Origin of the sequence: Streptomyces sp. NBC_00287 (genome assembly GCF_036173105.1) — a bacterium.
In the GTDB taxonomy this organism is placed as follows: domain Bacteria; phylum Actinomycetota; class Actinomycetes; order Streptomycetales; family Streptomycetaceae; genus Streptomyces.
On record NZ_CP108053.1, the window covers coordinates 1024770 to 1049527 of the forward strand.

The window sequence follows — 24758 nt, forward strand, 5'->3', positions numbered from 1 at the left end:
CTATCGCTTCGAGAGCACGGTCAACTGGCCCTCGTTGATGGTCACTTCACGGCCGCGCAGGATGACCTCGGCGCCCGCGCCGGTCGCGATGACCACGGCTTCCTGGGTGATACGGATGTATGCGCCGCCCTGGGCCTGCAGGAGGATCCCCTGGTCGGCGCCGGGCGTGTCGTTCATGACGAGCTTGTGCGCCCCCGGTGTCTGCACGACGACCGGCTTGCTCGGCGAGTTCGCCTGGAGCTCGCGGCGCGCGTCGGGCGGCAGCTCCTCGGCGGCGCCGTACCAGCACCCGGTCCACACCGGGAAGCTGGGATCGCCCTGCTCGAACTCCACCCAGACGCCGGTGCCTGGCGGCGGCACCACGAACTGGCCCGCTTCGGGCCCGGTGAACGCCAGACAGGGCAGCGCCCAGGTGGACGGCTCGTCGCCGAGCACGTCCGGGACCTCGACGGTGATCCGGCCGATGCGCAGCGGATCGTCGTTGTCGACGACCCGGCCGCGGAACTTGCCGAGGTAGCGATTGCTGGGTGCCGCCATGGTGGTGAGCTCCTGGTGGGTGAATCGAGGGTGTTACGGCCGTACGTAGTCGCTGCGGGCTTCGAGGCCCTCGCGGGAGAGGGTGAAGTTCTGCTGGTACGAGCCCGGGCGCAGGTTGTGGGTGACGGATTTGACGTAGTAATCGCCGTCGTACGCCCGTCCCGCGCCGCGCACGCCGACGAGCTGGCGGGGCTGCAGGATGTAGCCGTGCCGGTTGACGTCGAGGGAGCCGGAGCCGGAGACGACGTCGGCGGAGACGGCGGCGCGGGCCAGCAACTCCGCCTCGGCCTGCTCGCGTTGCTGCTTGGCGGTGCCGGCGAGGGTCCTGCGTTTGAGGGCCGGGGTGGGCCGCTTGCCGAGGGGCGGGCGCAGGGGGCTGATCGACGGCTGCGGGAGCAGGGCGGACTGCCGGGTCTCGGGGTTCTGCCAGCGGGCCTGCGGTTCTTCGCGCGCGGTTCCGTCGTAGGCGAACGTCAGTTGGTCCACCGTGGAGTTGGCGTCCATGTTGACGTTGAGGGCGTGCTGGCGGATGCCGAGGCGGACCTCGGGGCCCCAACGAGCCGAGGACTGGCCGGGGCCCGGGCCGGGCTCCAGATAGAAGGTGTAGCCGTTGGCGCGGGCGAGTTCGGTGACGTACTGGAGGTCGGTGCCCGTCTGGTAGTGGACACGGAGGTCCTGGTGCGGGGGTTGGGCGACCTTCTCGGTGTAGACGTCGGGGCGGATGCCGTAGTCGGAATAGCGGCGCAGGATGGCCAGCACCCGCTCGGAGGGCGGCAGGTTCGGGTAGCGGGCGGTGCGCTCCTCCAGGTCCATCAGCAGCGTGAGGTCCTCGCCGGTGACGGTGAGGGTGGAGTGGCCCGGCCGGTTGCTGGCGCCCACCTCGTGGCGGACGATCAGGCCGTCGAAGAGCACGTCCGGGGTGCCCTTGACGCTGACCGTGACGATGATCCGGGTCTTGGGGTCGAAGAAGCCCTCGGGCAGCAGGCGTCGGCTGATGATGCCGTTCTTGGTGAGGTCGAAGGCCAGCTGGAAGCCGCTGCGTTCACCGGCGGTGGCAGTGATCTGGGCGGTCAGCAGCGCCTCGGTGACCTCGGCGGGGACGGGCCGGGCGAGCTTGGGTCCCATGAGGAGGGTGATATGGACGGGGCCCTGCCCCACGGGCAGATCAAACACGCCGGTCTCCACGGGGGAATCCGCCGCTGAGCGGGATGTCGACGACGTGTCCGGGCTCGTCGGTCAACTCCCGTGGATCAAGTACGGGGTTGGCGTCGGCGATCTGCCACCACTGGCCGGGGTCGCCGAAGTAGCGCTGCCCGAGCAGATCGGGCCGCTCACCTGCGGCGACGGTGTGCCCCTGCGTCTCCTGCTCGTCGAGGGGAGGCAGCAACCGCCGCTTGGTGTACCGGACTTCGGTCCCGTCCGGGCGCCGGTGGATACCGATCTCAGCGTCGTGGTACCGGCTGGTCCGCGGATACGGATGCGCGCCCGGTATCGCGTCGAAGGCGTTCTCGTACGGCTCAAGCATGGGCGCTGCTCAGCCCCTTCCGTTCACGGCGTTGGTTCCGGCGAGCCCGAGCCCGCTCATGCTGCCGCCCCGCGCGGCGGCGGCGAGCCGCTCCTTCTGCGCGAGATGGGCGAGATAGAGGTCCGCGCCGCGGTGTCCGGCCGGCAGATCGCTCACGGTGAGGATCTTCATGCCGATGCTGAGGGAGGCACGGATGGGGTTGAGATTGACGTCGAACGCGGACTCATTGACGGACAGTTCCGTGAGCCGCACCGGCATGACCCGCTTGCTGCCCCAGGTGAACAGGGTGAGCGGCATCTCGATCGGGCTGATCTCGATGGCGCCCTTCTGCGACAGACGGCTGGCGGCGCGCAGTTGGGCGGTGGTGGGCTGCACCAGCATTTCCAGCGTGGCCAGTTGCGGATGGATCCCGTCGGGCGCGGCGATCTCGAACTGGTCGGTGGCGTCGATCTCGGCGGTGAACTTCCAGGTCTCCTGGGCGGGACCCTTGAGCCGGAGCGCCTCGTTACGGTCCCCGCTCCCGGTCCCTCCGCCACCGGCGTCACCGCTGTCCCCGGCGGACTGCGGCGAGACACTGCGCTCCAGGGTGTCCGGGTTGAACTGGAGCACGATGACCCGCTGGGGGGCGCCGGTGTCGGGGTCGACGACGACTATGCCGGAGCGGATGGGTTTGGGGATGTCGGCGTAGCGGGTCACAGGCGTTCCTCGAGTCGGGCCCGCAGGTCCGTGTAGTCGTGGTCGGGGAAGAGGCGGGGGAAGACGTCGAGCATTTCCTTGAGGCCGTCCTCCAGCGGGAAGAAGCCCTCACCGCACCGATCCGGCTCGCAGTACAAGTACTGCCAGCCGATCACGCCCTTGGTGACCATCAGGGTCTCCACATAGGCCGGGTAGTCCAGCTCCATGGGCATGGCGCCCTGACGCATGTCGAAGAACCAGACCTCGGGGTCGGTGGCGCCCGGGGTGGCGCGCAGCAGGGACATACGGCCGGAGCCGGTCTGGGGGGTGTCGTCGATGATGCGGAGGTCCTTGTAGAGGGCGCGCTCCTCGTCGTCCTCGCCCTTCCAGTACCGCGTCATCCGCATATTGCCGACCGCGCTCATGATGTGGTGGAGCTTGAACTCGCCGACAAGTGCCGTGTCAGGGCGCCGGGACCGCCAGGCCGCCTCGACCGCGCCGTAGCGGAAGAAGTACTCCTGGATCCGGCGGCTCAGCGGTAGGTCGTCTTCCTCCGCGAGTTCCTCGAAGACCGTCTCGGCGACGTCGAACAGGGAGACGATCTCGTCGAACTGCGCCAGGTGCACATCGAATTCGGCGGTCTCCCTGATCTTCTGGAGGAGCTTGGCGCAGCGCTCTTCAAAGGGGTACCGGAATTCTTCTTCATTGTTCGCCGTCATGACACCGTCCAGCTCACTTCGCTCTCGTCCATCAACTTTTCGTAGTTGGCCACCATGAGGTCCAGACCCTCCAGGGAGATATTGGTTCCCTTGGCGTAGTCCTTCACCATCTTCCTCAGCTCACGCCCGCCGCCTGCCTTCGTCAGCTTGCCGCCCGATCCCAGCAACTTGGTGCGGGCCTTGACGAAGTGCTCCGCGAGGCGCGGGTGCTTGCCGCCGAGCAGCCTGACCTGGACGGTGGGGGCGCCGACGACGTTGATGGACAGGCGGGTCTTCTCGTTCGCGGCAATCGGATCGGGGTTCTGGGACCAGGGCTTCGTCAGGCCCTTCTCCCGCCAGTCGTCCGGGCTCTTGCCAGTTCCGCCGACCTTTTCGTAACCGCCGAATTTCGCATAGATGTGGCTCGGCAGATGAGGCCAGTCGGCGTGGTTGAACTCAGCGCCGGAGTGATACCAGATGAGGGTTTCCGAGTCCCCGATCGCCTTGTACGCCTGATCCTCGATTTCCTCCCGGGCTTTGATGTTCGTCTCCGGACCGCGCGCCGGCACCAGGTTGTTTCCGGTGGCCTGACCGCCGATCCGCTCGGGCAGCAGATGCATACGGACCCAGCGAGATCCTTCGCTCAGCCCTCGGTTCACCACATCGAGCCAGCCGGGCGGCTGTCCCCAGGCGGCCTTGTTGGCGTCCTGCCCGCCGCCCCCGAAGACCGTCTTCGATGGCGTGCCGATGAACTTGGACTCATGGGCCTCGTCCGATCGCCGCTGCTTGGGGCCGAGCGAAAGGTCGGCAAAGGTCTGGAGTTGTTCCTCGGGGATGTCGAAGTAGAGCCGGTTGCGGGCCTGGTTGGCGAACTGCTTCAGCTGCCGCGCCAGATCTCGCTTGTTCTTGTCGACCTCCCGTTCTCGCTTCTTCTTGTCGGTCTCCGCCGGGATCCGCGCCTGGATCTTCAGCGCTTCCTGGTACTCGTTCTCGGCCGAGTCCACGTACTCCTGCTGCTTCACCCTGTCCTTCTCGGCCTCCGGCTTCTGAAGGTCCTTGCGCCACTCCGCCATGAACGGCGGCACTTCCTTCGGCGTGCTGTGGATGTACAGGGGTGCGCGCGGGCCCCGGCCGTGGAAGCGCAGCGTGTGCCGCTCACCGTCGTCGGCGTCGGCATACCGCACCTGCGGCAGGTCCACCGGTTCCTTGGTGTCGTCGCGCCGGTCCCGGCGACGGTCCCGGCCCGGACGGCGCCCGCGGTCGTCGCGCATCCGGTCCCGGCGCTTGCGCCACCGGTCGCGCAGCCGCCGCAGCCGGTCGTTCAGACGGCCGCCGAGCCGACGGCGTGCCTTGCCGTAGAGCTTGCGAGCGGCCCGACGGGCCCTGTTGGCGGCCGACTTGAGGGTTTGGCGGGCGCGACGGACGCGGCGGGGGCGGTCGTCGCGACGGCGGTCGTCGGTACGACGGTCCCGGTCGCGGTCCCGGTCGTCGCGGCGGCGATCGTCCGTACGGCGGTCCGGCCGCGTGTTCCTTGGATCGCGATCACGGTCCCGGTCACGGTCGCGGTCGTCCTTGCGCAATGTGTCCCGAGCCGGCCCCCGACGTACGGGCGCGCCGGTGCGGTCGTCCCGGTCCTGATCACGGGTCCTGCGCTCCGCGTCCCGCGCCCGCCGCCTGGCCGCGTTCACATCGCGGCCCTCCTCGCGGCGTTCGTCGTCATCGCGGCGCTTCTTCGGCCGGGTGGTGTGGGAGGGGCGCTGCTTCTTCTCGGGCGAGGAGCGCTTGCCGGGGCGAGGCTTGGACTGCGGGCGGGACGTCTTGTTCGGGGACGGCTTGCGGGGGGCCGGGCGATCGGCCGGCTTGTCCCTGTCCTTGGGGTCCTCGTCCTTCGGCTTGTCGTCCTTGGGCTTGTCGTCCTTGGGCTTGTTCGGCGCGGACGGCTGACCGGGCGCGTCCGGCTGCTCCGGCTTGTCCTTCTTCGTACGGATCTTCTTCAGCATGTCGCCGAGCCGGTCCGCGACCTTGCCCATGAAGCGGCCGACGCCCTCGATCAGGAAGGTGTAGACCAGCTCCAGCAGCGCCACGACTCCCGCCGCGACCGCCTTGGCGAAGGGAAGGGCTCCATTGCCGCTTTTCACCGACTTCAGGAAGTCCATGAAGAGCCCGAAGGCAGCAAGAATCTCGCTGAGCGCACCCCACGCGGTCTGCAGCGCGTCGATGATCGCCATCACCCAGCCGGCGCCGGGGATCAGCTTGGCGACAACCTTCTCCACGACCAGCACGCCGATGATGACCGGGAGTTGGGGCACCGCCTCGTCCCAGGCCATCTGGGCCATCTGATCGACCGTCACACCGCCGTCGATCAGGGCCTGGAAGTCCTCCATCGGGATGCCGATGATCTCCTGGACCTTCTGGTTGAACCAGGCCTTGACCGCGGTCTTGACCTCGTTGAAGAGGTGTTCCTTGGCCCCGGTCTCGGCCGCGGCACCCGCCTTGCTGATCCAGTCGCCCGGGTCGGAGACGATGTCATTGAAAATGGCGGCCCACTCGCCGAGAGCCGCGACAGCGGCGGCACCGAACTCCAGCGCGCCGACGGTGACGGACTCGGCGATGTCGACGGCCGCCAGCAGCCCGGTCTCCAGCAGATCGAGCCCGGCGAGCAGCGCACCGCACAGACCGTCGAGCAGCTTCCCGGCGACCTCCTTGAGGGCGTCGGCGAACTCGTTGACCTTCTGTACGGCCCAGTCGCGCGCCCCGTCGATCGTGTTGCGCCACTTGTCGCGCATCGCCGGGTAATCGGCCAGGAGTTCGTCGCCGAGGGCGATCAGGGCGTCGGCGAAGGTGTTGATCTGGTCGATGACCCAGTTGCGGGCGTCGTCGATGAGCTTGAAGACCTGCTGCTTGAACTTGTCGATGAGGTCGGTGACGGCCTGCCGGGCCTTCTCGAAGATGCCCTTGATGGCGTTCTTGATGCCTTCGAAGAACTCCTTGAGCTTCTCGATGGCCTCTTCGAGCCAGTTGTCGGCGTCGTCCTTGCCCTCTTCCTGCTTCCTCTCCGCGTCCCGCTCAGCGTTGGTCTGCTCGGTCTCGATCTTCTTGTTGTCGTCCTCGGTCCGCTTGTCGACGTCCTTGTCGGTGTCCTCCTCCTTCTTCTTGATGTCCTTGCGGACCGCGTCGTACTTCTTGCCCTTCTTGTCGTCGATGTCCGCGACCTTGTCGTCCTGCTCCTTGCGCCACTTGTCGCGGGAGTCGGCGATGTCGGAGCGGCCCTTGTCGCGGGCGCCGGCCTGCTTCTCGCTGCTGGCGGCGACCTCACGCCGGAGGTTCTCGTCGTAGCCCTTGCGGTCGTCCGCCGCCTTCTTGTCCTTGGCCTGGCGCTCCTGCCCCATCTTCTGCCGGCCCTCGGCGAACCCGGCCTGGATCTGCGGGCCGCGGTCGTGTTCGGCGACGGCGGACGCGGACTCGATGGGCACACCGCCGGACACCGACCTGGGGCCGCTCGCCTTCGCGCCGCCCTTGCCGCCGGGCACCTTGCCGGTCAGCGTCTCCTGGGGGACGTCCGGGTAGATCTGGTCCTCGCCCATGGGGCGGGCGGCGTCCTCACGGCCCGATCGGTGCAGTTCGCCCTTGCGCTCGTCGAGTTTGCCGCTCTGCTCGTCGGTGCGCTGCGGGTCGGAGTCGTTCTCCAACGGCAGACGCGGTGCGTCGCCGACCTTCGCGCCTCGCAGGCCCTCGTCCTTCGTGGGCAGCCCCAGGATCGAGTCGATCAGGTCGTCGAGCGGCAGGATCTCCTTCAGGAGCTTGCCGAACAGCTGGGCGGCCATGGTCAGGCCGATGTCCCACCAGCTCGGCTCGGGCACGTTCGCACCCGGCACCTCGCCCTCCGGCTTCTGCTCACCGGCGATCTCGGGCGTCTTTCCCGCGGCGGCCTCGGTGCGCGCCACCTTGGCGTTGGTGTAGGCGCCGGGCGCGGCGGGCGTCGGGCCACCGGGAACGGTGCGCGGCGAACCGGACGGCCGCTGTGTCTTCGGCGGCGCCTTGCGCAGGGCGGTCCGCTCCTTGGCGACGGAACGGCCCACGGCGCCGTCCACACCCTTCAACGTCTCCAGCATCTGGTGCGGCTTGAGCGACGCCGCCGTCGCCAGACCCGACTCGGGCGTGGCGCCCGAGACGTCCGGCGCGGGCGCCTCCTTCTTCGGCCTGGACCCGCCGGCAGGGGCGGTACGGCCACCGCCACGGCCGCCGGTTCGTACGGGGGCGGGTGCGGACGCCGTACGGCCGCCACCGCCGGCACCGCTGCGGCGAGCGGTCTTCGCGGTCTGCCGCGCCGCCTGCCGCTTGTTGCCCGTCGGCCGGGGGCGCGAGCCGGTGGCTGCCGGTGCCTGCGCGCCCTTGGGCGCGTTGGTCGCGGCCTCCGGTCCGGCGGACAGGGGTGTGGGGCCGTTGCCGGGCGCCAGTTTCGGGGCGGCGGCGGGGCCCGGAGTGGACACCTTGTCCGGGCCGGTCACGGGTCCGGGGATCGTCGCGTCGCCCTTGCCCTCGGTGGCGCCTTGGTCGCCGGGGGCGCTCTTGTCCGTGCCCTTGTCCGAGTCCTGCTCCGCAGGCTTGTCCGTGTGCTTGTCCGTGGGCTTGTCGGCGGCCTTGTCCCCTGCCTTGTCCGCTGCCTGCTCCGCGCCCTTGTCCGTACCCTTCTCGGCCTGCCGCCCCGACGGCTCCTTCGCGCTGCCGCCGTCGGCCTCCGCCGTACCCGCTTTCGCGCCACGGCTCCCGCCGTCCGCCCCGCCCTGCGCGCTCGCCGTCTGGGTACGGGCGTCCTCGTCCGCCTTGGCGAGCTGCTCGGGTCCGGCCGTCTCACCGGGCGCGGGCGCGGTGTCCGGTCCGGCATCGTCGGCGTTGCGTGCCTCCTCGTCGCGCCGTGCGGCCTCGGCGTCCTCCTGGCGTTCCCGTCCCCGCTCGTTGTCCGCGTCCGTCGCCGGGAGCGTCGTGACCGCGCCCGCCGCGCCGAGCCCCGGCGTCGCCGCGGCCCCGCGCTGCCCGTCCCCGTCCGCCGCGGTGTCCGGGTCCGCGGACAGGACGTCCTCCAGCTCCTGGACGGCCCGCTCCTCGGTCTCCTCCTCGTTGGTGCGTACGGCGGTGTCCTCGCCGGCCTCGGGCTCCGCCGTCTCCTGAACCTCGTCCGTGCCCGACCGGCCGCCCGTGAACGAGAGGCCCGGCGCACGCGGCGCCGACTTCTTGCGCCGCTCGAAGAGTCGTGGGTCGTTCGCCGTGCCGTCGTCCGACGCGGGCTCGGCATCGGGTGCGCGACCGCTCGTCCCCTCGTCGGCCTCCGAATCGGGGTCGGTGTCCTCCTCCGCGGACTCCGCATCCAGGCCCAACGGCTCGTCGTCGGCGTCCTGTTCGTTCTCCGGGTCGCCGACGGTACGCGCCGCGCGTGTGTCGTCGCCGGTGCGCTGCCGCTCCCCCGGCTCCGCGCCGCTCCGGTCCACCGGGGAGGGGGTCGCGACCTGCCGGGCTGCCGCCCCGGCCTGCTGCGGCTCCTGCTCGTCGGCCTGCTTCTCCGGCTCCGGGGCGGGCTCCTCCTGGGCCTCTTCCTCCCGCTCCTCGCCCCGGTCCTGGTCCCGCTGCTCCTGCTGGGCGCCCGCCGCGTCCTTGCGCTCGTCCGCAGAGCCCTGCTGCGCGTCCCGGCCGGAGGCGTTCTGTTCCTCCTGCCGGTCCTGGGACCGTTCCTGCTGCTGTCCGGCCGACTGCTCCCGGTCGCGAGCGGCGCCCTGCTGCTCACCGGCGGGCCCGGGGTCCTGATCCGTGGAGTCCTGCTCCTCCTCGCGGGCATCGTCAGGCGCGGGCCGCTCCTCCTCGGCGGGCTCCCGCTCCGCAGGCTCCCGCTCGCGCTCCTCCTCGACCTCCTCCGCCGCTCCCGGAACGGCCAGCGGCGCCGCCACGGACTCCATCGGGAGCGGGCCCGCTTCCTCTGTCTCCTCCACGGCCTGCAGCAGCTGGTCGAGTACGGGCGTGGGCAGCCTCAGTTCCAGCCGGTCGAGCACGACGTCCTGTACCTGGGGCGCCATCCGCGCCAGTTGCAGCCGCACTCGCCCCGACCGGTCCTCCGGGTCACCGCGCAGGGAGCGCAGGAGCGTGTTGGCCATGCGGTCGACGACGGTCGCCGGGTCCAGTTGCTCCATACGACGCCGGTCGGCGTCGACCGTGGCGTACCGGAGCCAGCCGGGGGTGGCCTGGCCCTCCTGCACCTCTGCCGCACCGGCCTCCGGCTGCCGTACCAGATCCTGGGCCGCCGACTCCGCCTCCAGCTCGATGGCCTGCTGCGGCAGGCTCACCGCACCGAGTTCCCGCCCCGCCCGCAACGTGCCCAGGCCGTGCGGGTTCTGGACCGTGTGCAGAAGTTCATGGGCCAGCAGCCGCAGCCCCTCCTCGGTGCCCGGCTTGAAGGCGCCCTCGCCGAAGAAGACGTCCTGGCCCACCGCGACCGCGTCCGCGCCGAGCAACTCGGTCAGCTGCCCGGCGTCGCGGCCGGTGTGCAGCCGTACCCGGCTCAGATCATGGCCGAGCCGCTCCTCCAACTGCCTGCGCACGCCTGGGTCGAGGGGCTGTCCGGCGCCGCTGACGATGTCCTTGGGCTCCGGCGTACGGGACTTGGCGGCCCGCTCCTTGCGCTTGCGGCGGCGCTTCTCGGCCGACTGCTCCGAACGGGCCTCCGGGGAGGGCGAGTTCACCGGGTCACCTCCCCGTGACCGCTCAGGCCTTCGTGCACCGCGCGGGCGAGTTCCTGGCCGAGCCGGCGGGCGGAGAGCCCGGCGGGCAGCGGCGGCAGTCCGTTCAGCGCGTCGAGGGTCACCGCGCCGTCGTCGGCGAGCGGCACGCCGTGGACGCGGATCAGCCGGGTCAGCTCGTGCTCGAACGCGGCCGAGACCCGCTCGGGGTCCACCCGGAATCCGTTCAGGGCGAGTTCGCCCACCTCGACGCGGATCTCATGCGGTGTCACACCCATCCGCGGACCTCCGTCGGGGTCAGGGACCGCTCCAGCTTCAGATACTCCGTGCGGGCAGCCGCGAGCATGTGCCGCATCTGCAGGCGGTCGCCCTCCTCAGCTGCGAGGAACGCCCCGGACAGGGCGATGTTGCGGATCGAGCCACCCGCCACGGTGAGTTGGGCCAGGAGGCCCGGGTCGAGGTCCTTCACCGGAGCCTGGGACGGGATCACGCGCCGCCAGATCTCGGCGCGCTCGTGTTCCGCCGGGAAGGGGAAGTCCACGACGAAGCGGATGCGGCGCAGGAAGGCCGTGTCGAGGGCCTTCTTCATGTTGGTGGTGAGGATGGCCAGGCCCCGGTATGCCTCCATGCGCATCAGCAGATAGCTGACCTCAAGGTTGGCGTACCGGTCGTGGCTGTCCTTGACCTCGCTGCGCTTGCCGAACAGGGCGTCGGCCTCGTCGAACAGCAGCAGCGCGCCGCCGCGTTCGGCGGCGTCGAAGACGCGGCGCAGGTTCTTCTCCGTCTCGCCGATGTACTTGCTGACCACCTGGGAGAGGTCGATCACAAAGAGATCCAGGCCGAGTTCCTTGGCCATCACCTCGGCGGCGAGTGTCTTGCCGGTGCCGGAGCCGCCCGCGAACATCGCGGTGACGCCGAGGCCGCGACGCAGGGTGGAGGCGAATCCCCACTCCTGGTGGACGGTAGCCCGCTGCCGGACATGCGCGACGATCTCGCGCAGCACGCCGGTCTGGCGTTCGTGGAGGACGAGGTCGCCCCAGCCCGCCTGCGGTTGGATGCGTCGGCCCAGCTCGTCCATGCCGACCCGGGCCTCCTCAAGACCTGCCCGCCAGGCAAGTTGGGCGGCGTCGAGGCGGTCCTCGTAGGGCAGGCGGCGGTGCACGGTGGCGGCGGTGGCGCGTACGACGTGCGGCGGCAGCTGGAACTGGGCGATCAGGGAGCGCAGTTCGGTGTCGTCGAGGTCCGCCACTGGCTGGAAGGCGTCGGCCCACAGGGCGAGTTGCTCCTCGTCGTCCAGTCGCGGCACGGGCACGCGCGCGGCGTGGGCGCGGTCGGTGCGCAGCGGGTCCTCGCTCGACACAGCGACCGGGACGGCGGCACCGGCCAGGAACGCCTCGGTGGCCGCCCGCTGGTCGCGGTCCAGGTCACCCACCTCCACGAGGAGCGCGGCGGGCAACAGGATCGCCTCGCGCTGCCACAGGCGGGCGAGCGCGTCGCGTTCGGCGGGGTCCGCCGGGATGTCCTCGGCGCCCGCGGTGTACAGCCCGAGCCCGGCCCGGGCGGCCGCCGCCGCGGCGATCTCGGCCCGGCTGCGCACGTCGCCGCCGGTGAGCTCGACGACCGGCGGGATGTCCGGCCCGCTGACCGGCGTCCAGCCCTCGGCGACCCGGCTCGCGGCGAGGTCGTACGACGGTGGCAGGCGGTCCGGGACGGGGGTGCGGCGCAACAGGCCGTGCAGCCGGGCGTCCAGGTAGGGGGAGCCCAGCAGGAAGTGCAGGATGCGCTCGTCGAGCCGCAGCCGGGTCGTGGTGAGCCGGGCCTCGTCGTCGAGCTCGATGATCCGCCAGCGGCGCAGCGGGGCGACGGGGGTGAGCGCGCTCCAGTGCGGCTCGGCCAGGGCGGCCAGGGCGAGCGAGAAGGTCGGATACGCCCGCTCGGGATCACCGCCGGCGGCGGCGCACCGGGCGGCGGTCGTGGGGTCCAGCTCCTGGGCGGCCGCGAGCAGGAGGAGGTCCCGCTCGAAGGGGGTGAGCCCGAAGCAGGTGACGAGCGCGTCGAGGGGGGCGGTGCCGGGGCCGGTCGGGGCGGGGGTACGCGCGGGCGGCTCCGGTTCCGGCGCGCCTGTCGCATGGGCGTCGACGCGGGCCAGGACGCGCCGGATCTCCGCGGTCAGCGACGGGCTCTCGGCCCGGGTGTCCTTCGTCATGTCCTCACCTGCCCCCGTTGTCCTGTCCGTCGTCTCAGTTCTGCCTGCCCTCGCCCTTGTCCGGGCGGGGCGCCGTGCTCTTTCTGCGGGTCCGGGCCGGTGCCTTGGCCACGGTCTTCGCCGGGAGCCTCGCTGCCTTCTTGGCAACGGACTTGACCGGCGCGCTCTCTGCATCGGCCGAGGGTTCCGGCGGTTCCGCCCCCGGCGCCCCGAACGGCACCACCCGCACCGCGGGCCGCTCCACCGGCTTCGCCGGGACCGGCGTCTCACGGCCGTCGACGAAGACCAGGGACGCCTGGTAGACGACCGACAGCGAATAGGGGGTCTGGTGGAGCATCCCCCAGAGCTTCGACGCCTCGTCGATGTCCATCACCGTCGGCGAGAAGCGCACCCGCTGCACCGCCTCGGCGAGGTCGCTGCCCGCCAGGTGGGGGCGTTCACCGGCCTGTTCGATGACGTCCTTCGGCAGCACCGGTATCTCGTGCAGGGCGCGCACGACGGCACCGATCAGCCGCTGCCCGACCAGCTCCGTCTCCTCGCCGTAGGCGCTGATCAGGTAGTGCAGGTCCAGGGCCGCGGCGGGCCGCTTGACCAGCGTGCCGTCGGACGCCCGGGTCGGCAGGTCGTTGTTGCGCTGCGAGGTGTTGGGCGCGACCTGGTACAGGAACACGGTGATGGTCGGCTCGGCCGGCGGCTCGGCGGGCGGCTTGCGGGGCTCCACCTTGACGGCCGCGCCGAACTCGGGGCCCAGGTTGGACTCGATCAGCAGGGCGAGGGCCTGGGTGACATGCGCGATGACGAGTGCGTTGCTCATGACGTCCGTTCCTCGGTTCCCTCGTGTGTTTCGTGCCGCATGTCACTCCCGCCCGCGCGCCAGATAGTCCGCGAGGCTCAACGTCGCCCCGGCGCGGCTGTGTTCGGGTGTGCGCTGCCGGGTGCCGCCGGACGGCGCCGGTCCGGCCGTCACCTCCAGCCGGCCGATCTGCACCTGCACCACCTGCTCCGGCTGCCGCGACGGCCGACGGGCGGCGGCCTGTCGTACGGCGTCGCGTGCCGCCGCCGTGTCCGCGGCGCTGGGCCGGAGGGGGGAGGACACGGCGGCGGGGCGAACGGCGTCCGCACCCGGGGGGACAGGCCCGGACGCCACGCTCCGGGCGGTTCCCCGCTCCTGCCGCTCCGTGCCGGGAGTGCGCCGCCCGGTGTCGGGCACGGCTCGCGGCACCGCTGCGAGCGGCGCGACGGGGCGCAGCAGCGGCACGTCCCGCTCGGGCGCTGGGGCGGGCCTCGGTGCCAAGTCCCCGTCGGATGCGGCCTGTTCGGTGCGTACGACGGTCCGCTCCCGTTCCGTGTGGGTGCGCACCTGCGCCGGACTCGGGGCGCTGCGCTCCGGCGCCGCGGCGGGGGTGTCCGACGGCCACAGCGGGCCCTCGTCCGCCTCCGGCGCCGTACCCCGTACCGCCTCGACGCGTTCGAACGGGCCGGGCAGCCGCGGCCGTACCCGCACCACGCCCGGGCGCGGACCGGGGGCCGGGGTGTGCCGGGCGAGCAGCCGGTCGAGGAAGTCCGGGACCGGCTCACCCGCGAAGGAGTCAGACATCGGCACACAGCTCCAGGTAGTAGCGGCGGCGCAGCGGGCTGAGCGCCAGGATCTGCGGCTCGCTCCAGCCGTAGGCGGTGGCGAGCAGATGGACGTCGAGCAGGACGTCGCGCGCCCAGGCGTCCAGTTCGGTCCAGAGGTAGGAGGCGATGTCGAGTTCGGCCCGGGTGGCCTGCCCGCAGTCGGGGCAGGCCACGTTGAGCGTCACATCGGCGCCCGGGTCGGCGGCCTCGACCGCCTCGGCGATCCGCCGCTGGACGGGGGCGGGCAGGGCGTCGGCCGTGGCCGCGGAGCCGTCCTGCACCGCGGAGACCAGGCACCGCTCCAACAGAGCCGCGCGCGGGTCCGCCGCCCGGGCCGCCGCCGTGAGGTCGGCGACGCCGGGCAGCCGGAACTCGATCTCCCAGCCCCCCTCGTGGACCCGTACGACGGAGTCACCCGGCACAGCGGTGAACTCCTCCGCGTCCAGGTCGAACTCCATGTCCGCGTCGCAGGCCGCGCACTCGAGGCGCACCTGCATCCGGTCCCCGAACAGGGCCCGGCGCAGCGCGAACAGGTCCGCCTCGCGCCGGCCCACCGGCACCGCCGTACCGTCGAGGTCCGGCCGGGCGGCGCGATGCAGCAGCAGCGCGCGCCCGGCCTGTGCCTCGGCGAGTCCGGCCTCCCAGGTGGCCAGCAGTTCGGCCGCCCCCGTGCTCGTCATGTCCCCCGAACCCCCTTACGCTCAGGCCGGGTTGAGGAAGGAGGGCTCCTCGGGCTCGGGCACCTCGTAGTCCCGCTCCCAGCCCTCGCACTCCAGCTTCAGCGTCTGGATGGCCACCGCGTTGGCGTTGGCGTCCAGTTCGCCGAGGACCTGGTACTCGCTCGGCCAGGTCCGGTACAGCTTGTGCGAGACGGCGACCTGGCCGGCCTCGTTGAGGACCTGGATGACGATGTCCTTGCGGAAGTCGGCGAGGGAGACCTCGGAGCCCAGGCCCGCGCCGACCTGCCAGACCTTGTTGGCCCAGCGGTCGAACTCGGGGTCGTGGGTGACCCCGCGCTCCAGGGTGATGCCCTCGAACTCCGAGCGGCCCGGGGACTTGCGGGGCGAGGAGGGGTCGCCGCCGTGCCGGTGCTTGACGACCTCCGTGGTCCGCTTCAGCGGAGATATCTTGCTGATGCCCGCGACCGTCCGACCGTCCCACAGGACCAGGAACTTGAAGTTCTTGTAGGGGTCGAAGCGATGGGCGTTGACCGTGAACTCAGCCATCGAAATGTCCTCGGGATTCCTTAGAGCTCGAACTGCCCGGACGTCTGCTGGATCTTGACGATCACGAACTCGGCGGGCCTGACCGGCGCGATGCCGACCAGGACGTTCACGATGCCGTTCGCGATGTCCTCGTCCGTGGTGGTGTCGCTGTCGCACTTGACGAAGTACGCCTCGCGCGGGGTGCCGCCCTTGAAGGCGCCCTGGCGGAAGAGGGTGTGCAGATAGGAGGAGGCGCTGAGGCGGATCTGCTGCCACAGGTTCTCGTCGTTGGGCTCGAACACCACCCACTGCAGACCGCGTTGGAGGCTCTCCTCCACATGCAGGGCGAGCCGGCGCACCGGCACGTACTTCCACTCGCTGTCCAGCGCGTCCGAGCCCTGGAGCGTGCGCGCGCCCCACACCGTCGGTCCGGTGACGGGGAAGGTGCGCAGGCAGTTGACGCCGAGCGGGTTGAGCTGCCCGGTCTCGCGGTCGGTCAGGTCGACGGTGAGCGAGCGCACCCCGGCGAGCCGGGCCTCGGTGCCGGCCGGAGCCTTCCACACCCCGCGCTCGGAGTCGGTGCGGGCGATGACGCCGGCGACCGCGCCGGACGGCGGGAAGGCACGCAGCCGCCCGGTGAGCGGGTCGGTGAGCTGAATGTGCGGGAAGTACAGGCCCGCATGGTTGCCGCGGACGGCGTCGAAGGCGGCGAGCCCGGCGCGTGCGGTGTCCACACTGACCCAGGTGCTGGGCGCGTCGACGAGGAGGAAGATCCGCCGCTCCTCGCACAGCCGTTGCGCGGCCGAGACGACGGTGAGCATGTCCTCGGTCTTCTCGTACGCCGAGATCTCCGGCAGCGCGAGCAGATTGACGTCGGCCACGGCACGCAGCGCCTGGATACCGGTCTTCCCGGCCTCGCTGCCGATGAGGTCGCGCGGTCCGGGCGCCTCGCCGTCCTCGCCGCCCTCCAGCGGGAACACCGGCGGGTTGACGGAGGCCTCGAGGCCCAGGTCGTTGGCGCACTCCCCGAGGAAGCGGACGACGTCCTCGGGGTCCGTGGAGCCCGCGACGACCTGGATACGCCGGCCGAAGGAGGCGACCTCGGCGCCCCCGAAGGCGTGTTTGCCGGGGGCGTCGGGCAGGGCGCGCAGCTTCCGCTCCAGCAGCAGCGCCAACTCGGCGACCGTGCAGGGTGCTTCGCCGTCGCAGTCGGGGTCGTAGAGCGTGAACTCGCGCTCCACGTCGCCGATCTTGACGGTCAGGTCGACGGCCAGGTCGGGCAGTTCGTCGCCGAAGGGCTTGGAGACGGTGCCGGACGGGTCGGGGCGGCCCTCGCCGAGGACCTCGACGCGGATCAGCCGGGAGCCGGCGTTGATCACGGTGGGCGCGTAACGGCCGTCGGAGGCGTCCATCGACAGGCTGGTGAAGCTCTCGCGGGCCTCACCGCGGGCGTCGTACACCCGCAGGTTGAACGTGTCGTCGGGGCACTGCGTGTCGTGGTCGACGGCGACCCGCAGGCCGTTGCCCCATACGCCGGGTTCCTTGGCGTGCACATCGAGGACGCGGGCCTCGCTGTGACCCTCGGTGGACTCCAGGGTGACGCAGGCGGCCTTGCCGCTGCCGGACTTGGCGACGCGGACGATGACGGCGACGGTGCCGCCGTTGCCGAAGAACTGGTGGACCGCGTGACCGACGGCGCTCTGCGCGCTCAGACCGCCGAAGCGGCGCTCGAACTCCGTGAAGCTCGTGACGCGCACGGGCTCGTTGAGCGGACCACGCCGGGTGTGGCCCACAAAGGCGGTCACGGACGTGGTCAGGGTCGAGATCGTGCGGGTACTGCTGGGAAGCTCTTCGACGTAGACGCCGGGATACGTCGGCTTGGCGGCGCTCACCGCGCTCATCGGCATTCCCCCTCCTATCCCTGTCTCGGGCACCGGGACGAAGGCACCAAGAGACGGCGGAGGGTTACGTTCCGTTTGCGGTGCGCGAAGGGGCCCGTCCTGGTCGGCGGCGGCCGCGCGCACCACATCAAGTTCCCCCGTCAGTGCCCCGGGCGGATCGGTTCGCCCGGGTCAAGCAGCGCGCTTGTGACTCCTGATGCTCAAGTGCTCAATCCACCTTGGTGTGTTTCGAGTTGACGCAACAAGGCACCTTCAGGCCACCCCGGAAGGGGGTTTGGTGAAGGCGGCGGTGCCGCATCCACACACCGCGCGTGCGTGCCCCGGCCAGGTGGTTCACAGCGCCTTCACAGCGAGTCCGGGGCCACGGCACATACGGCCGCCGAAACGCCCTACCCGCGTGCCGAGGCCCGCCGTACGCACGTACGACCTCCCCGAGTCGTACACAATCCTTCGTTGGCCGATTTCACCGGGGTGACTCGAACATGCTGTCCCGAGCTACTGATCGAGCCGGCCGATGTGCGCCACGTTCTGAAGATCCTCGGTGTCCTGGCTGGCCTCGGCCGTGAACCAGGCGTCGAGGATCTCCTTCAGCAGGGGCTCGGAGGTCAGGCGCAGGCTGAGGGCGAGGACGTTGGCGTCGTTCCAGCGGCGCGCCCCGTCCGCCGTGTAGGCGTCCGTGCACAGCGCCGCCCGTACGCCGGGCACCTTGTTGGCGGCGATGGAAGCGCCGGTGCCGGTCCAGCAGCAGACCACGGCCTGGTCGGCGGTACCGGCGGCGACCTCACGGGCGGCCGCCTCGGAGCAGACCGCCCACTGCGGGTCGTCGCCGGCCCGCAGCGCCCCGTGCGGCACGACCTGGTGACCGCGCCGCTGAAGCTCCGCGAGGAGGAAGCGGGCGACGGGTTCGTCCATGTCGGAAGAGACGGAAATCCGCATGTTCGCGAGCCTACTCAGCGCTCTCGCAGGGCCGCCAGCGTGGCGTTCAGGTCGGCCGTGCGGGGCCGGTTGTGCGGAAGCCTGGCGAGGACGGCCGCCATGCCGCAGGTGTTGGTGAGCGCGGAGAAGACCAGGCCGCCCGCGATGCCCGCCGCCAGCAGCTGGAACGCGGGATGGATCAGCACGCCGAGCAGCAGGCCGAGGAGCACCAGGGCGCCGGCGGTGAAACGGACCTGGCGTTCCATGCCCCAGACGGTCCGGGCGGCCTCGGGGTGCTGGAGGGCGTTCCCCTCGGCCGCCCAGGCGGCGGTGCCGCCGGCGAGGGTGGCGGCCGGGATGCCCTCGGCGGCCAGGATCCGGCAGGCGTTCTCCGAGCGGGCTCCCGAGGCGCACACCACGAGGAGCTCGGGTGCCTGCCGCAGCTCGGGCAGGGCGCCGCGGAGCCGGTCCAGCGGGAGGTTGAGGGCCCCGGGCAGATGGCCGGAGGCGTATTCGCCGGGTGTCCGTACGTCGATGACGGTGAACTCGGCCAGCCGGGCGTGGGCCTGGCCGGGGGTGAGGGTGACGGGGGTGAGTGGAGCGGTCATGGCAGATGTGATCCTTGGTGGTCGTCGACGTCGTCCCGAACTGGGACGTAGAGTACCCCTAGGGGTATTTCTGGAGGAGTGATCGTGGAACTGGACCTCGCGGGTGCCGACCTCAAGGCCGTGCTGAACCGGCTGCGCCGGGCGCAGGGCCAGATCTCGGGTGTGATCCGGATGATCGAGGAGGGCCGGGACTGCGAGGAGGTCATCATGCAGCTCGCCGCCGCCTCGCGCGCCCTCGACCGCGCCGGGTTCGCGATCATCGCGACGGGTCTTCAGCAGTGCGTGACCGACATCGAGGCCGGCCGCACCTCCGGGGAGGACGCCGAGCAGATGCGGGCCCGGCTGGAGAAGCTCTTCCTGTCGCTGGCCTGATCACAGCACCGCGTCCAGCAGCATGACGGCGGCCACCGCGAGCAGCGCCAGCGCGAAGATCCGCTGAAGGGCGCCCCCGGACACCTTCGCGGCCAGCCGTCGCCCGTCCCAGGCACCGAGCACCGCCGCCCCGGCGAAGGGGGCGACGAGCGCCCAGTCCAGGCCCTCGATGCTTCCGGCGCGCAGTGTGAGCGCGGCGACCGCGTTGACGGTGATGACCAGCAGACTCGTGCCCACCGCGGCCCGCATCCGCATCCCGAGGCCGCCCACCAGCGCCGGCACGGCGAGGAAGCCGCCGCCCACGCCGAGGACCCCGGTGACCGTACCGAGCCCGGCGCCGACCGCGGCGGCCCGGCGGGGCCGTAGGGGGCGATCCCCGACGACCGGGCCCGGTCGGCTCGTACGCAGCATGCGGGCCGCGACCACGGCCGCGAGGACGGCGAAGGCCGCGGTGAGCAGTGCCTGCGGAATCCGTCCGGCGACGGCTCCGCCGAGCAGCGCGGGGCCGATGCCCGCCGCCGCGAACGCCAGCCCCGCACGCCAGCGCACCCGGCCCTCGCGGGCGTGGGCGCACAGCGCCGTGGCGGAGGTGACGATCACGATGACGAGGGAGGCGGTGGTGGCCGCGGCCGGGCTGAAGCCGAGCAGATAGATCAGCGCGGGCACGGCCAGCACGCTGCCGCCGCCCCCGAGCGCACCGAGCGCCAGACCGACCACGGCCCCGGCGGCCAGGGCGAGTATGAGAGCACTCACCCGACGTCCACCAAAGGCAGTCCGGCCCGCGCCCACTCGATCATCCCGTCCATCACATCCACGGCCTCGATCCCCTGGGCAACCAGTAGTTCGGCGGCCTGCCGGGAGCGGTTGCCGGAGCGGCACACCAGCACGAGCGGACGTCCCGCCACATCGGGCGGCAGGGGCCCACCCAGTGCGGACAGCGGCAGATGCACGGCCCACGGGACGTGACCTGCCTGCCATTCATCCGCCTCCCGCACATCCACCAGCAGGGCCGAACCCCCGTTCCTCGTCCGCTCGGCCGCCTCCTGGACGGTGATCCGACGCGCCATGTCAGGCGGCCCGGACGACGAGTCCGGCCCGTTCCGCGGCGTCGAACCCGTCGTCCACCGCGACGACATCCCGTCCGGACGCGTCGAGCAGGGACGCGGCGATGGCTGCCCGCATCCCACCGGCGCAGTGCACCCACACCTCGCCCTCGGGGAGCTCGTCGAGCGACGGTGCAGGCTGTGCAGAGGGATGTGCAGCGAGCCGTCGACGAATCCGCCGGAGCGTTCGGAGGCACGGCGCACATCGAGTACGACGACCCCCTGGGCCGGGTCGCGGCGCGCGAGGTCGGCGAAGGTTGCCCGAGGGAAGGCGGCCGGGGTCTCGCCCTCACGGACCCAGTCGGAGGGTCCGCCGGTGGCCGCGGCGGCCGGCCGGTCGATGCCGACCCGCACCAACTCACGCTGGGCATCGGCCAGTTGCTCGGCCGATTCGGCGAGCAGCGTCACCGGCTTGCCCCACGGGATCAACCAGGCGAGGTAGGTGGCGAGTTGACCACCGGCCTCGAAGTTGAACGAACCCGCGAGATGCCCCTCGGCGAACGCGACCCGGCTGCGCAGGTCCACCACCCACTCCCCCGCGGCCAGCCGCGCGGCGATCTCCTCGGCGTCGGCCACAGCGGGCGGAGTGAGGTCGACCGGCTGAGGGCCATTGGCGTTCAGCGGGCCCATGTGGGTGTAGTACGCGGGTATGTCGTCCAGGCCGGCCAGCAGTTCGGCGACGAAGGTGTCGACGTCGCGGGTGAGCGCCTCGTTGTACGCCTTCTCCTTGCCGATGGTCGTGGCGTCGCCGTCGGCCTGGGTCGAGGAGCAGAAGCTGCCGAAGCCGTGGGTGGGCAACACCTGGGCGTGGTCGGGGAGTTCGGCCGCGAGGCGATGGGCCGAGGCGTGCTGGGCGCGGGCCAGTTCCTCGGTCAGCCGTGGCTCGACCAGATCGGGTCGGCCGACGGTGCCGATGAGCAGCGAGCCGCCGGTGAAGACGGCGACCTCCGTCTCGTGCTGCTCCAGGACGTAGGAGGTGTGGTGCGGGGTGTGCCCGGGCGTCGCCAAGGCGCGCAGGGTCAGCCCGGCGTCCACGACCACACGGTCCCCGTCGCGCACCGGGGTCCGGTCGAAGGCGACCCGGGCACCGGCCGGCACCAGATAGGCGGCGCCCGTCAGCCGGGCGAGCTCCAGGCCGCCGGAGACGTAGTCGTTGTGCAGATGTGTCTCGACGACCTGCGTGATCCGCACCGCCCGCCGGGCGGCCGCCGCCAGCACCCGGTCGACGTCACGCGGCGGATCGACCACCACGGCCGTCCGCTCACCGCCCGCCAGATAGCCGCGGTTGCCGAGTCCTGCCACGTCGAGGGTGTCGATGAAGAACACGTCGGCGCTCCCTTTCGCTCCGAAATTACCCCCCGGGGTATATAGGAGACAGTAGCACAGGTACCCTCCGGGGTATTTCCGCTCACTCCCGGATGCCCGACCCTGAAGGCCGGGCCGAAGGAGAGGGATCATGGGCGCTGACGGATCGACGACCGTGCTGGTGACCGGGGGCAGCGGGTTCGTCGGCAGCCATCTGGTGAGACGGCTGCTGGAGCGCGGCTACCGAGTCCGCGCCACCGTGCGCAGCACCCGTCATGCGGCCAAGGTGCGGCCGCTGTACGCCATGGGCGAGGAATTCCCCGGCCGCCTGGAACTGTTCGAGGCTGACCTGCTGACGCCTGGCTCCTTCGACACGGCGATGAGCGGCTGCACGACCGTCTTCCACGTGGCGTCGCCGTTCCTGATGCCGCAGAAGATCAAGGACGGCCGACGGGACATGGTCGACCCGGCGCTGCTAGGCACCCGCAACGTCCTGGACAGCGTGGAGCGGACGCCGACCGTGGAGCGCCTGGTCTTCACCTCCACCGTCGGCGCGATCTTCGGCGACTACGCCGACGTGCGGGAGATGGACGGCCGCACGCTGTCGGAGAAGTACTTCAATACATCGAGCACCGTGGAGAACAACCCGTACCACTACGCCAAGACGCTCGCCGAACGCGCCGCCTGGGACGCGGAGGCGGCGCAGGACCGCTGGCGCATGGTGTCCGTCAACCCCGGGCTGATCCTGGGCCCTTCGCTCACCCCCGCCTCCGAGTCCGGCAGTCTCTTCCTCCTCGACGAGCTGTTCAAGGGCTACTTCTTCTACGGCGCACCGGACTTCAGCTTCACCACAGCGGACGTCCGCGAGGTGGCGGACGCCCACATAGCGGCGGCGGAGCGGCCGGGCGCCCACGGCCGCTACATCGTCGCCGCGCCGACGATGACGTCCTTCCACGACATCGCCCGTATCGTCCGCACCCGTCACCCCCGCGATCTCCGCCTGCCCCGCACCGGGCTCCCGCACTGGCCGGTCCGGCTCCTGGGCCCCGCGTTCGGACTGACCCAGGAGTACATCCGACGGCACCTCGGCATTCGCTTCCCCGTGGACAACAGCCGCAGCGTCAAGGAACTCGGCATCACCTACCGTCCGATCGAGGAGACGGTCCTGGATCACCACGAGAGCTGGCGGAACCGGCGCCGTCAGTGATTCGGGGCTGCCTTGCTGATGTCCGCCAGCGCGGTGCGCGGGTCCTCGGTGACGGCGAGGTCGCCGAGGCTGACCATGCCCACCGGGCAGCCGCCGTGCTCGACGACCGGCAGCCTGCGTACCGCGTACTGGCGCATCAGCTCGATCGCGTGGTCGGTGGTGTCGTCGGGGCTGATGGTGACGACCGGCGGCCGGCTGCACACCGCCCCGACGGACGTGGTGTGCGGATCACGGCCGTCGGCCACGGCCCGGACCACGATGTCACGGTCGGTGAGCACTCCGAAGAGATCACAGTCGTAGGCGACCAGGACGTCGCCGACGTTCTGCTCGCTCATCACGCGGGCCGCCTTCTCCACCGTGGTCATCGGCTCGACGGCCACGGCTCCGGGCGACATCACGTCACGTATCCGATGGGTCATGGGGCACCTCCTATGTCCTGCCCTTGCGCAGGAAACGGCGCAGGCGGGTCAGGGTCCAGGTGTTGATCACGTCGTCCTTGGTCAGCCAGCCGCGCTGGGCGGTGGCCACGCCGTGGCGCAGGTTGGCCAGGTGCGGTACGGCGTGGGCGTCGCTGTCGATCGCGAACCGCACGCCGTGCCGCTTGGCCCGCAGGATGTGCTCGTCGCCGAGGTCGAGCCGGTCCGGGTGGGCGTTGATCTCCAGGGCGGTGCCGGTGCGGGCGCAGGCGGCGAAGACCTCGTCGAGGTCGGCGTCGATGCCCGGCCGTTTGCCGATGAGACGGGTGGTGGGGTGGCCGATGATGTTGACGTACGGGTTCTCGCAGGCCCGCACGAGCCGCCGGGTGAGCGCCGCCCGGCCCTGGTTGAAGTGCGAGTGCACCGAGGCCACGCACAGGTCGAAGCCGTCCAGGAAGTCGTCCGGCCAGTCGACGCCGCCGTCCGGGTCGATGTTCAGCTCCACCCCGTGCAGCAGCCGCATACCGCGCTCGGGCTTGAGCTTGCGCACCTGCTCGCGCTGGGCCAGCATCCGCTCGTCGGTCATGCGCTGCATGTACAGGTCGGGGCCGTGGTCGGTGATCGCGTAGTAGGCGTAGCCGCGCTCGGCGGCCGCGGCGACCATGTCCTCCAGGGCGGCGAGCCCGTCGGTGAGGTCGGTGTGCGTGTGCAGATCGCCCCGTACGTCCGCCTCGGTCACCAGCTCGGGCAGCTCGCCGCGCAGCCCCGCCTCGATCTCCCCGCGGTCCTCACGCAGCGTGGGCGGGGTCCACGGCAGCCCGAGCCGCTTGTACACGTCCTCCTCGGTCCGGGAGACGATCTTCTTGCCGCTCTCGGCGTCGAACAGGCCGTACTCGGAGAGCTTCAGCTTCTTGTGGACGGCAATTTCCCGGACCCGGATGTTGTGCGCCTTCGACCCGGTGAAATACAGCAGGGCCGCGCCCCAGGAGTCCGGCGGGACGACGCGCAGGTCGACGGCGAGGCCGCGGTCCGTGCGCACGGAGGTCTTCTTCTCGCCCTGGACGATCACTTCGGCGACGTACGGCAGCTCGGTGAAGGCCCGCATCACCGGCCCCGGCCGGCGGGCGGTGGCGAGGACGTCGATGTCGCCGATGGTCTCGCGGCCCCGCCGCAGCGATCCCGCGTACTCGCATCGCTGGACGCCGCTGACCTCGGACAAGGCGGCGACGACCTCCTCGGCCAGATCGGTGGCGACGTCGATCAGCACCCGGCCCCCGGAGGCGCGCAACAGGTCGATGCCGTGCAGGAGCTTCTCCTCGGTGCGCGGCCCGAAGCCCTTCAGATCGCGCAGCCGCTCCTCGTGAATGGCGTCGGCCAGCTCGTCGATCGAGGAGATGCCCAGTTCCTCGTAGAGCATCAGGGCCTTTCGGGGGCCGAGGGAGGGGATGGCCGTCAGCCGGCGCACTCCGGCCGGGATCTTGGCCCGCAGTTCCTCGACCGCGGACACGCGGCCACTGCCCAGGTACTCGACGACCTTCTCCGCGATCGACTTGCCGACCCCGGGGATCTCCTGGAGCCCCTTGGCGTCGAGCTGGGAGACATCGGCGTGGTGGCCGCCGATCGCCCGGGCGGCCTTCTCGTAGACGCGTGCCCTGAACGCGTCTCCTCCGGTGATCGAGATCAGGTCCGCGTACTCCTGGAAGAGCGCGGCGACCTCGTCGTTGGCACGAGCCACACGTT

21 protein-coding genes and 1 pseudogene are annotated in these 24758 nt (G+C 71.3%); 2 read left to right on the forward strand and 20 right to left on the reverse strand.

Annotation, left to right across the window (positions count from 1 at the left end; translation table 11 throughout):
* From OHT76_RS05030 to OHT76_RS05100, 15 genes are all read right to left on the reverse strand, one after another.
* Positions 1-537, reverse strand: coding sequence for a phage baseplate assembly protein V (locus tag OHT76_RS05030; protein ID WP_328869521.1), 537 nt, complete (start codon positions 535-537; stop codon positions 1-3).
* A 33-nt stretch (positions 538-570) separates the two neighbouring features.
* Complete coding sequence (locus OHT76_RS05035) at positions 571-1710, reverse strand: hypothetical protein (RefSeq protein WP_328869522.1); 1140 nt, start codon at positions 1708-1710, stop codon at positions 571-573.
* Positions 1703-2062 carry a hypothetical protein gene (locus OHT76_RS05040; RefSeq protein WP_328869523.1) on the reverse strand — a complete coding sequence of 120 codons (360 nt, stop codon included), beginning with the start codon at positions 2060-2062 and terminating at the stop codon, positions 1703-1705. The genes OHT76_RS05035 and OHT76_RS05040 overlap by 8 nt, the downstream gene beginning before the upstream one ends.
* 9 nt (positions 2063-2071) lie before the next feature.
* Entirely contained in the window at positions 2072-2758 is a 687-nt protein-coding gene (locus tag OHT76_RS05045) for a hypothetical protein (protein ID WP_328869524.1), read from the reverse strand.
* Positions 2755-3456, reverse strand: coding sequence for a hypothetical protein (locus OHT76_RS05050; RefSeq protein ID WP_328869525.1), 702 nt, complete (start codon positions 3454-3456; stop codon positions 2755-2757). Before OHT76_RS05050 ends, OHT76_RS05045 begins: the two co-directional genes overlap by 4 nt.
* On the reverse strand, positions 3453-10163 hold the full coding sequence (locus OHT76_RS05055; protein ID WP_328869526.1) for an eCIS core domain-containing protein: 6711 nt from the start codon (positions 10161-10163) through the stop codon (positions 3453-3455). The genes OHT76_RS05050 and OHT76_RS05055 overlap by 4 nt, the downstream gene beginning before the upstream one ends.
* Complete coding sequence (locus OHT76_RS05060) at positions 10160-10438, reverse strand: hypothetical protein (protein WP_328869527.1); 279 nt, start codon at positions 10436-10438, stop codon at positions 10160-10162. Before OHT76_RS05060 ends, OHT76_RS05055 begins: the two co-directional genes overlap by 4 nt.
* On the reverse strand, positions 10429-12366 hold the full coding sequence (locus OHT76_RS05065) for an ATP-binding protein (protein WP_328869528.1): 1938 nt from the start codon (positions 12364-12366) through the stop codon (positions 10429-10431). Before OHT76_RS05065 ends, OHT76_RS05060 begins: the two co-directional genes overlap by 10 nt.
* A gap of 34 nt (positions 12367-12400) precedes the next feature.
* A complete protein-coding gene (locus OHT76_RS05070) occupies positions 12401-13180 on the reverse strand; it encodes a DUF4255 domain-containing protein (protein ID WP_328869529.1) in 780 nt (259 codons plus the stop codon).
* Between the two features lie 42 nt (positions 13181-13222).
* Positions 13223-13963 carry a hypothetical protein gene (locus OHT76_RS05075; protein WP_328869530.1) on the reverse strand — a complete coding sequence of 247 codons (741 nt, stop codon included), beginning with the start codon at positions 13961-13963 and terminating at the stop codon, positions 13223-13225.
* The gene (locus OHT76_RS05080; RefSeq protein WP_328869531.1) at positions 13956-14666 is read right to left on the reverse strand and encodes a T4 family baseplate hub assembly chaperone; all 711 of its coding nucleotides are present in this window, start codon (positions 14664-14666) and stop codon (positions 13956-13958) included. Before OHT76_RS05080 ends, OHT76_RS05075 begins: the two co-directional genes overlap by 8 nt.
* Before the next feature lie 21 nt (positions 14667-14687).
* Positions 14688-15212: a phage tail protein gene (locus OHT76_RS05085; protein ID WP_015662275.1), complete on the reverse strand. Its 525-nt coding sequence runs from the start codon at positions 15210-15212 to the stop codon at positions 14688-14690.
* 20 nt (positions 15213-15232) lie between these two features.
* Positions 15233-17098 carry a phage tail sheath subtilisin-like domain-containing protein gene (locus OHT76_RS05090; RefSeq protein WP_328869532.1) on the reverse strand — a complete coding sequence of 622 codons (1866 nt, stop codon included), beginning with the start codon at positions 17096-17098 and terminating at the stop codon, positions 15233-15235.
* 489 nt (positions 17099-17587) lie between these two features.
* Complete coding sequence (locus OHT76_RS05095; RefSeq protein WP_328869533.1) at positions 17588-18028, reverse strand: RpiB/LacA/LacB family sugar-phosphate isomerase; 441 nt, start codon at positions 18026-18028, stop codon at positions 17588-17590.
* 14 nt (positions 18029-18042) lie between these two features.
* Positions 18043-18615: a rhodanese-like domain-containing protein gene (locus OHT76_RS05100; RefSeq protein ID WP_328869534.1), complete on the reverse strand. Its 573-nt coding sequence runs from the start codon at positions 18613-18615 to the stop codon at positions 18043-18045.
* 84 nt (positions 18616-18699) lie between these two features.
* Between OHT76_RS05100 and OHT76_RS05105 the strand changes: the two genes are divergently transcribed.
* Complete coding sequence (locus OHT76_RS05105) at positions 18700-18987, forward strand: metal-sensitive transcriptional regulator (RefSeq protein WP_328869535.1); 288 nt, start codon at positions 18700-18702, stop codon at positions 18985-18987.
* On the opposite strand, the gene OHT76_RS05110 is transcribed toward OHT76_RS05105, so the two are convergent.
* The 3 genes and pseudogenes from OHT76_RS05110 to OHT76_RS05120 all read right to left on the reverse strand — a co-directional run bounded on the left by OHT76_RS05110 (position 18988) and on the right by OHT76_RS05120 (position 21416).
* The gene (locus OHT76_RS05110; RefSeq protein WP_328869536.1) at positions 18988-19740 is read right to left on the reverse strand and encodes a sulfite exporter TauE/SafE family protein; all 753 of its coding nucleotides are present in this window, start codon (positions 19738-19740) and stop codon (positions 18988-18990) included.
* The gene (locus tag OHT76_RS05115; protein ID WP_328869537.1) at positions 19737-20123 is read right to left on the reverse strand and encodes a rhodanese-like domain-containing protein; all 387 of its coding nucleotides are present in this window, start codon (positions 20121-20123) and stop codon (positions 19737-19739) included. The genes OHT76_RS05110 and OHT76_RS05115 overlap by 4 nt, the downstream gene beginning before the upstream one ends.
* A pseudogene (locus OHT76_RS05120) lies at positions 20056-21416 on the reverse strand (MBL fold metallo-hydrolase). The gene OHT76_RS05115 and the pseudogene OHT76_RS05120 overlap by 68 nt, the downstream one beginning before the upstream one ends.
* A 130-nt stretch (positions 21417-21546) precedes the next feature.
* Between OHT76_RS05120 and OHT76_RS05125 the strand changes: the two are divergent.
* Positions 21547-22602, forward strand: a complete 1056-nt coding sequence (locus tag OHT76_RS05125; RefSeq protein ID WP_328869538.1) for an NAD-dependent epimerase/dehydratase family protein — start codon at positions 21547-21549, stop codon at positions 22600-22602.
* Here OHT76_RS05125 and OHT76_RS05130 read toward each other — a convergent pair.
* Both OHT76_RS05130 and polX read right to left on the reverse strand, forming a co-directional pair.
* A complete protein-coding gene (locus tag OHT76_RS05130) occupies positions 22596-23021 on the reverse strand; it encodes a CBS domain-containing protein (RefSeq protein WP_328869539.1) in 426 nt (141 codons plus the stop codon). The genes OHT76_RS05125 and OHT76_RS05130 overlap by 7 nt on opposite strands.
* Before the next feature lie 10 nt (positions 23022-23031).
* Entirely contained in the window at positions 23032-24753 is a 1722-nt protein-coding gene (gene polX / locus OHT76_RS05135; RefSeq protein WP_328869540.1) for a DNA polymerase/3'-5' exonuclease PolX, read from the reverse strand.
* Positions 24754-24758: the final 5 nt, after the last annotated feature.

Coding starts and splice junctions, on each gene's coding strand:
- OHT76_RS05085 (WP_015662275.1), bottom strand. CDS start 15,212: ATGGCTGAGTTCACGGTCAACGCCCATCGCTTCGACCCCTACAAGAAC.
- OHT76_RS05125 (WP_328869538.1), top strand. CDS start 21,547: ATGGGCGCTGACGGATCGACGACCGTGCTGGTGACCGGGGGCAGCGGG.
- OHT76_RS05095 (WP_328869533.1), bottom strand. CDS start 18,028: ATGCGGATTTCCGTCTCTTCCGACATGGACGAACCCGTCGCCCGCTTC.
- OHT76_RS05130 (WP_328869539.1), bottom strand. CDS start 23,021: ATGACCCATCGGATACGTGACGTGATGTCGCCCGGAGCCGTGGCCGTC.
- OHT76_RS05060 (WP_328869527.1), bottom strand. CDS start 10,438: ATGGGTGTGACACCGCATGAGATCCGCGTCGAGGTGGGCGAACTCGCC.
- OHT76_RS05090 (WP_328869532.1), bottom strand. CDS start 17,098: ATGCCGATGAGCGCGGTGAGCGCCGCCAAGCCGACGTATCCCGGCGTC.
- OHT76_RS05050 (WP_328869525.1), bottom strand. CDS start 3,456: ATGACGGCGAACAATGAAGAAGAATTCCGGTACCCCTTTGAAGAGCGC.
- OHT76_RS05030 (WP_328869521.1), bottom strand. CDS start 537: ATGGCGGCACCCAGCAATCGCTACCTCGGCAAGTTCCGCGGCCGGGTC.
- OHT76_RS05100 (WP_328869534.1), bottom strand. CDS start 18,615: ATGACCGCTCCACTCACCCCCGTCACCCTCACCCCCGGCCAGGCCCAC.
- OHT76_RS05075 (WP_328869530.1), bottom strand. CDS start 13,963: ATGTCTGACTCCTTCGCGGGTGAGCCGGTCCCGGACTTCCTCGACCGG.
- OHT76_RS05080 (WP_328869531.1), bottom strand. CDS start 14,666: ATGACGAGCACGGGGGCGGCCGAACTGCTGGCCACCTGGGAGGCCGGA.
- OHT76_RS05065 (WP_328869528.1), bottom strand. CDS start 12,366: ATGACGAAGGACACCCGGGCCGAGAGCCCGTCGCTGACCGCGGAGATC.
- OHT76_RS05040 (WP_328869523.1), bottom strand. CDS start 2,062: ATGCTTGAGCCGTACGAGAACGCCTTCGACGCGATACCGGGCGCGCAT.
- OHT76_RS05070 (WP_328869529.1), bottom strand. CDS start 13,180: ATGAGCAACGCACTCGTCATCGCGCATGTCACCCAGGCCCTCGCCCTG.
- OHT76_RS05115 (WP_328869537.1), bottom strand. CDS start 20,123: ATGTCGTCGCGGTGGACGACGGGTTCGACGCCGCGGAACGGGCCGGAC.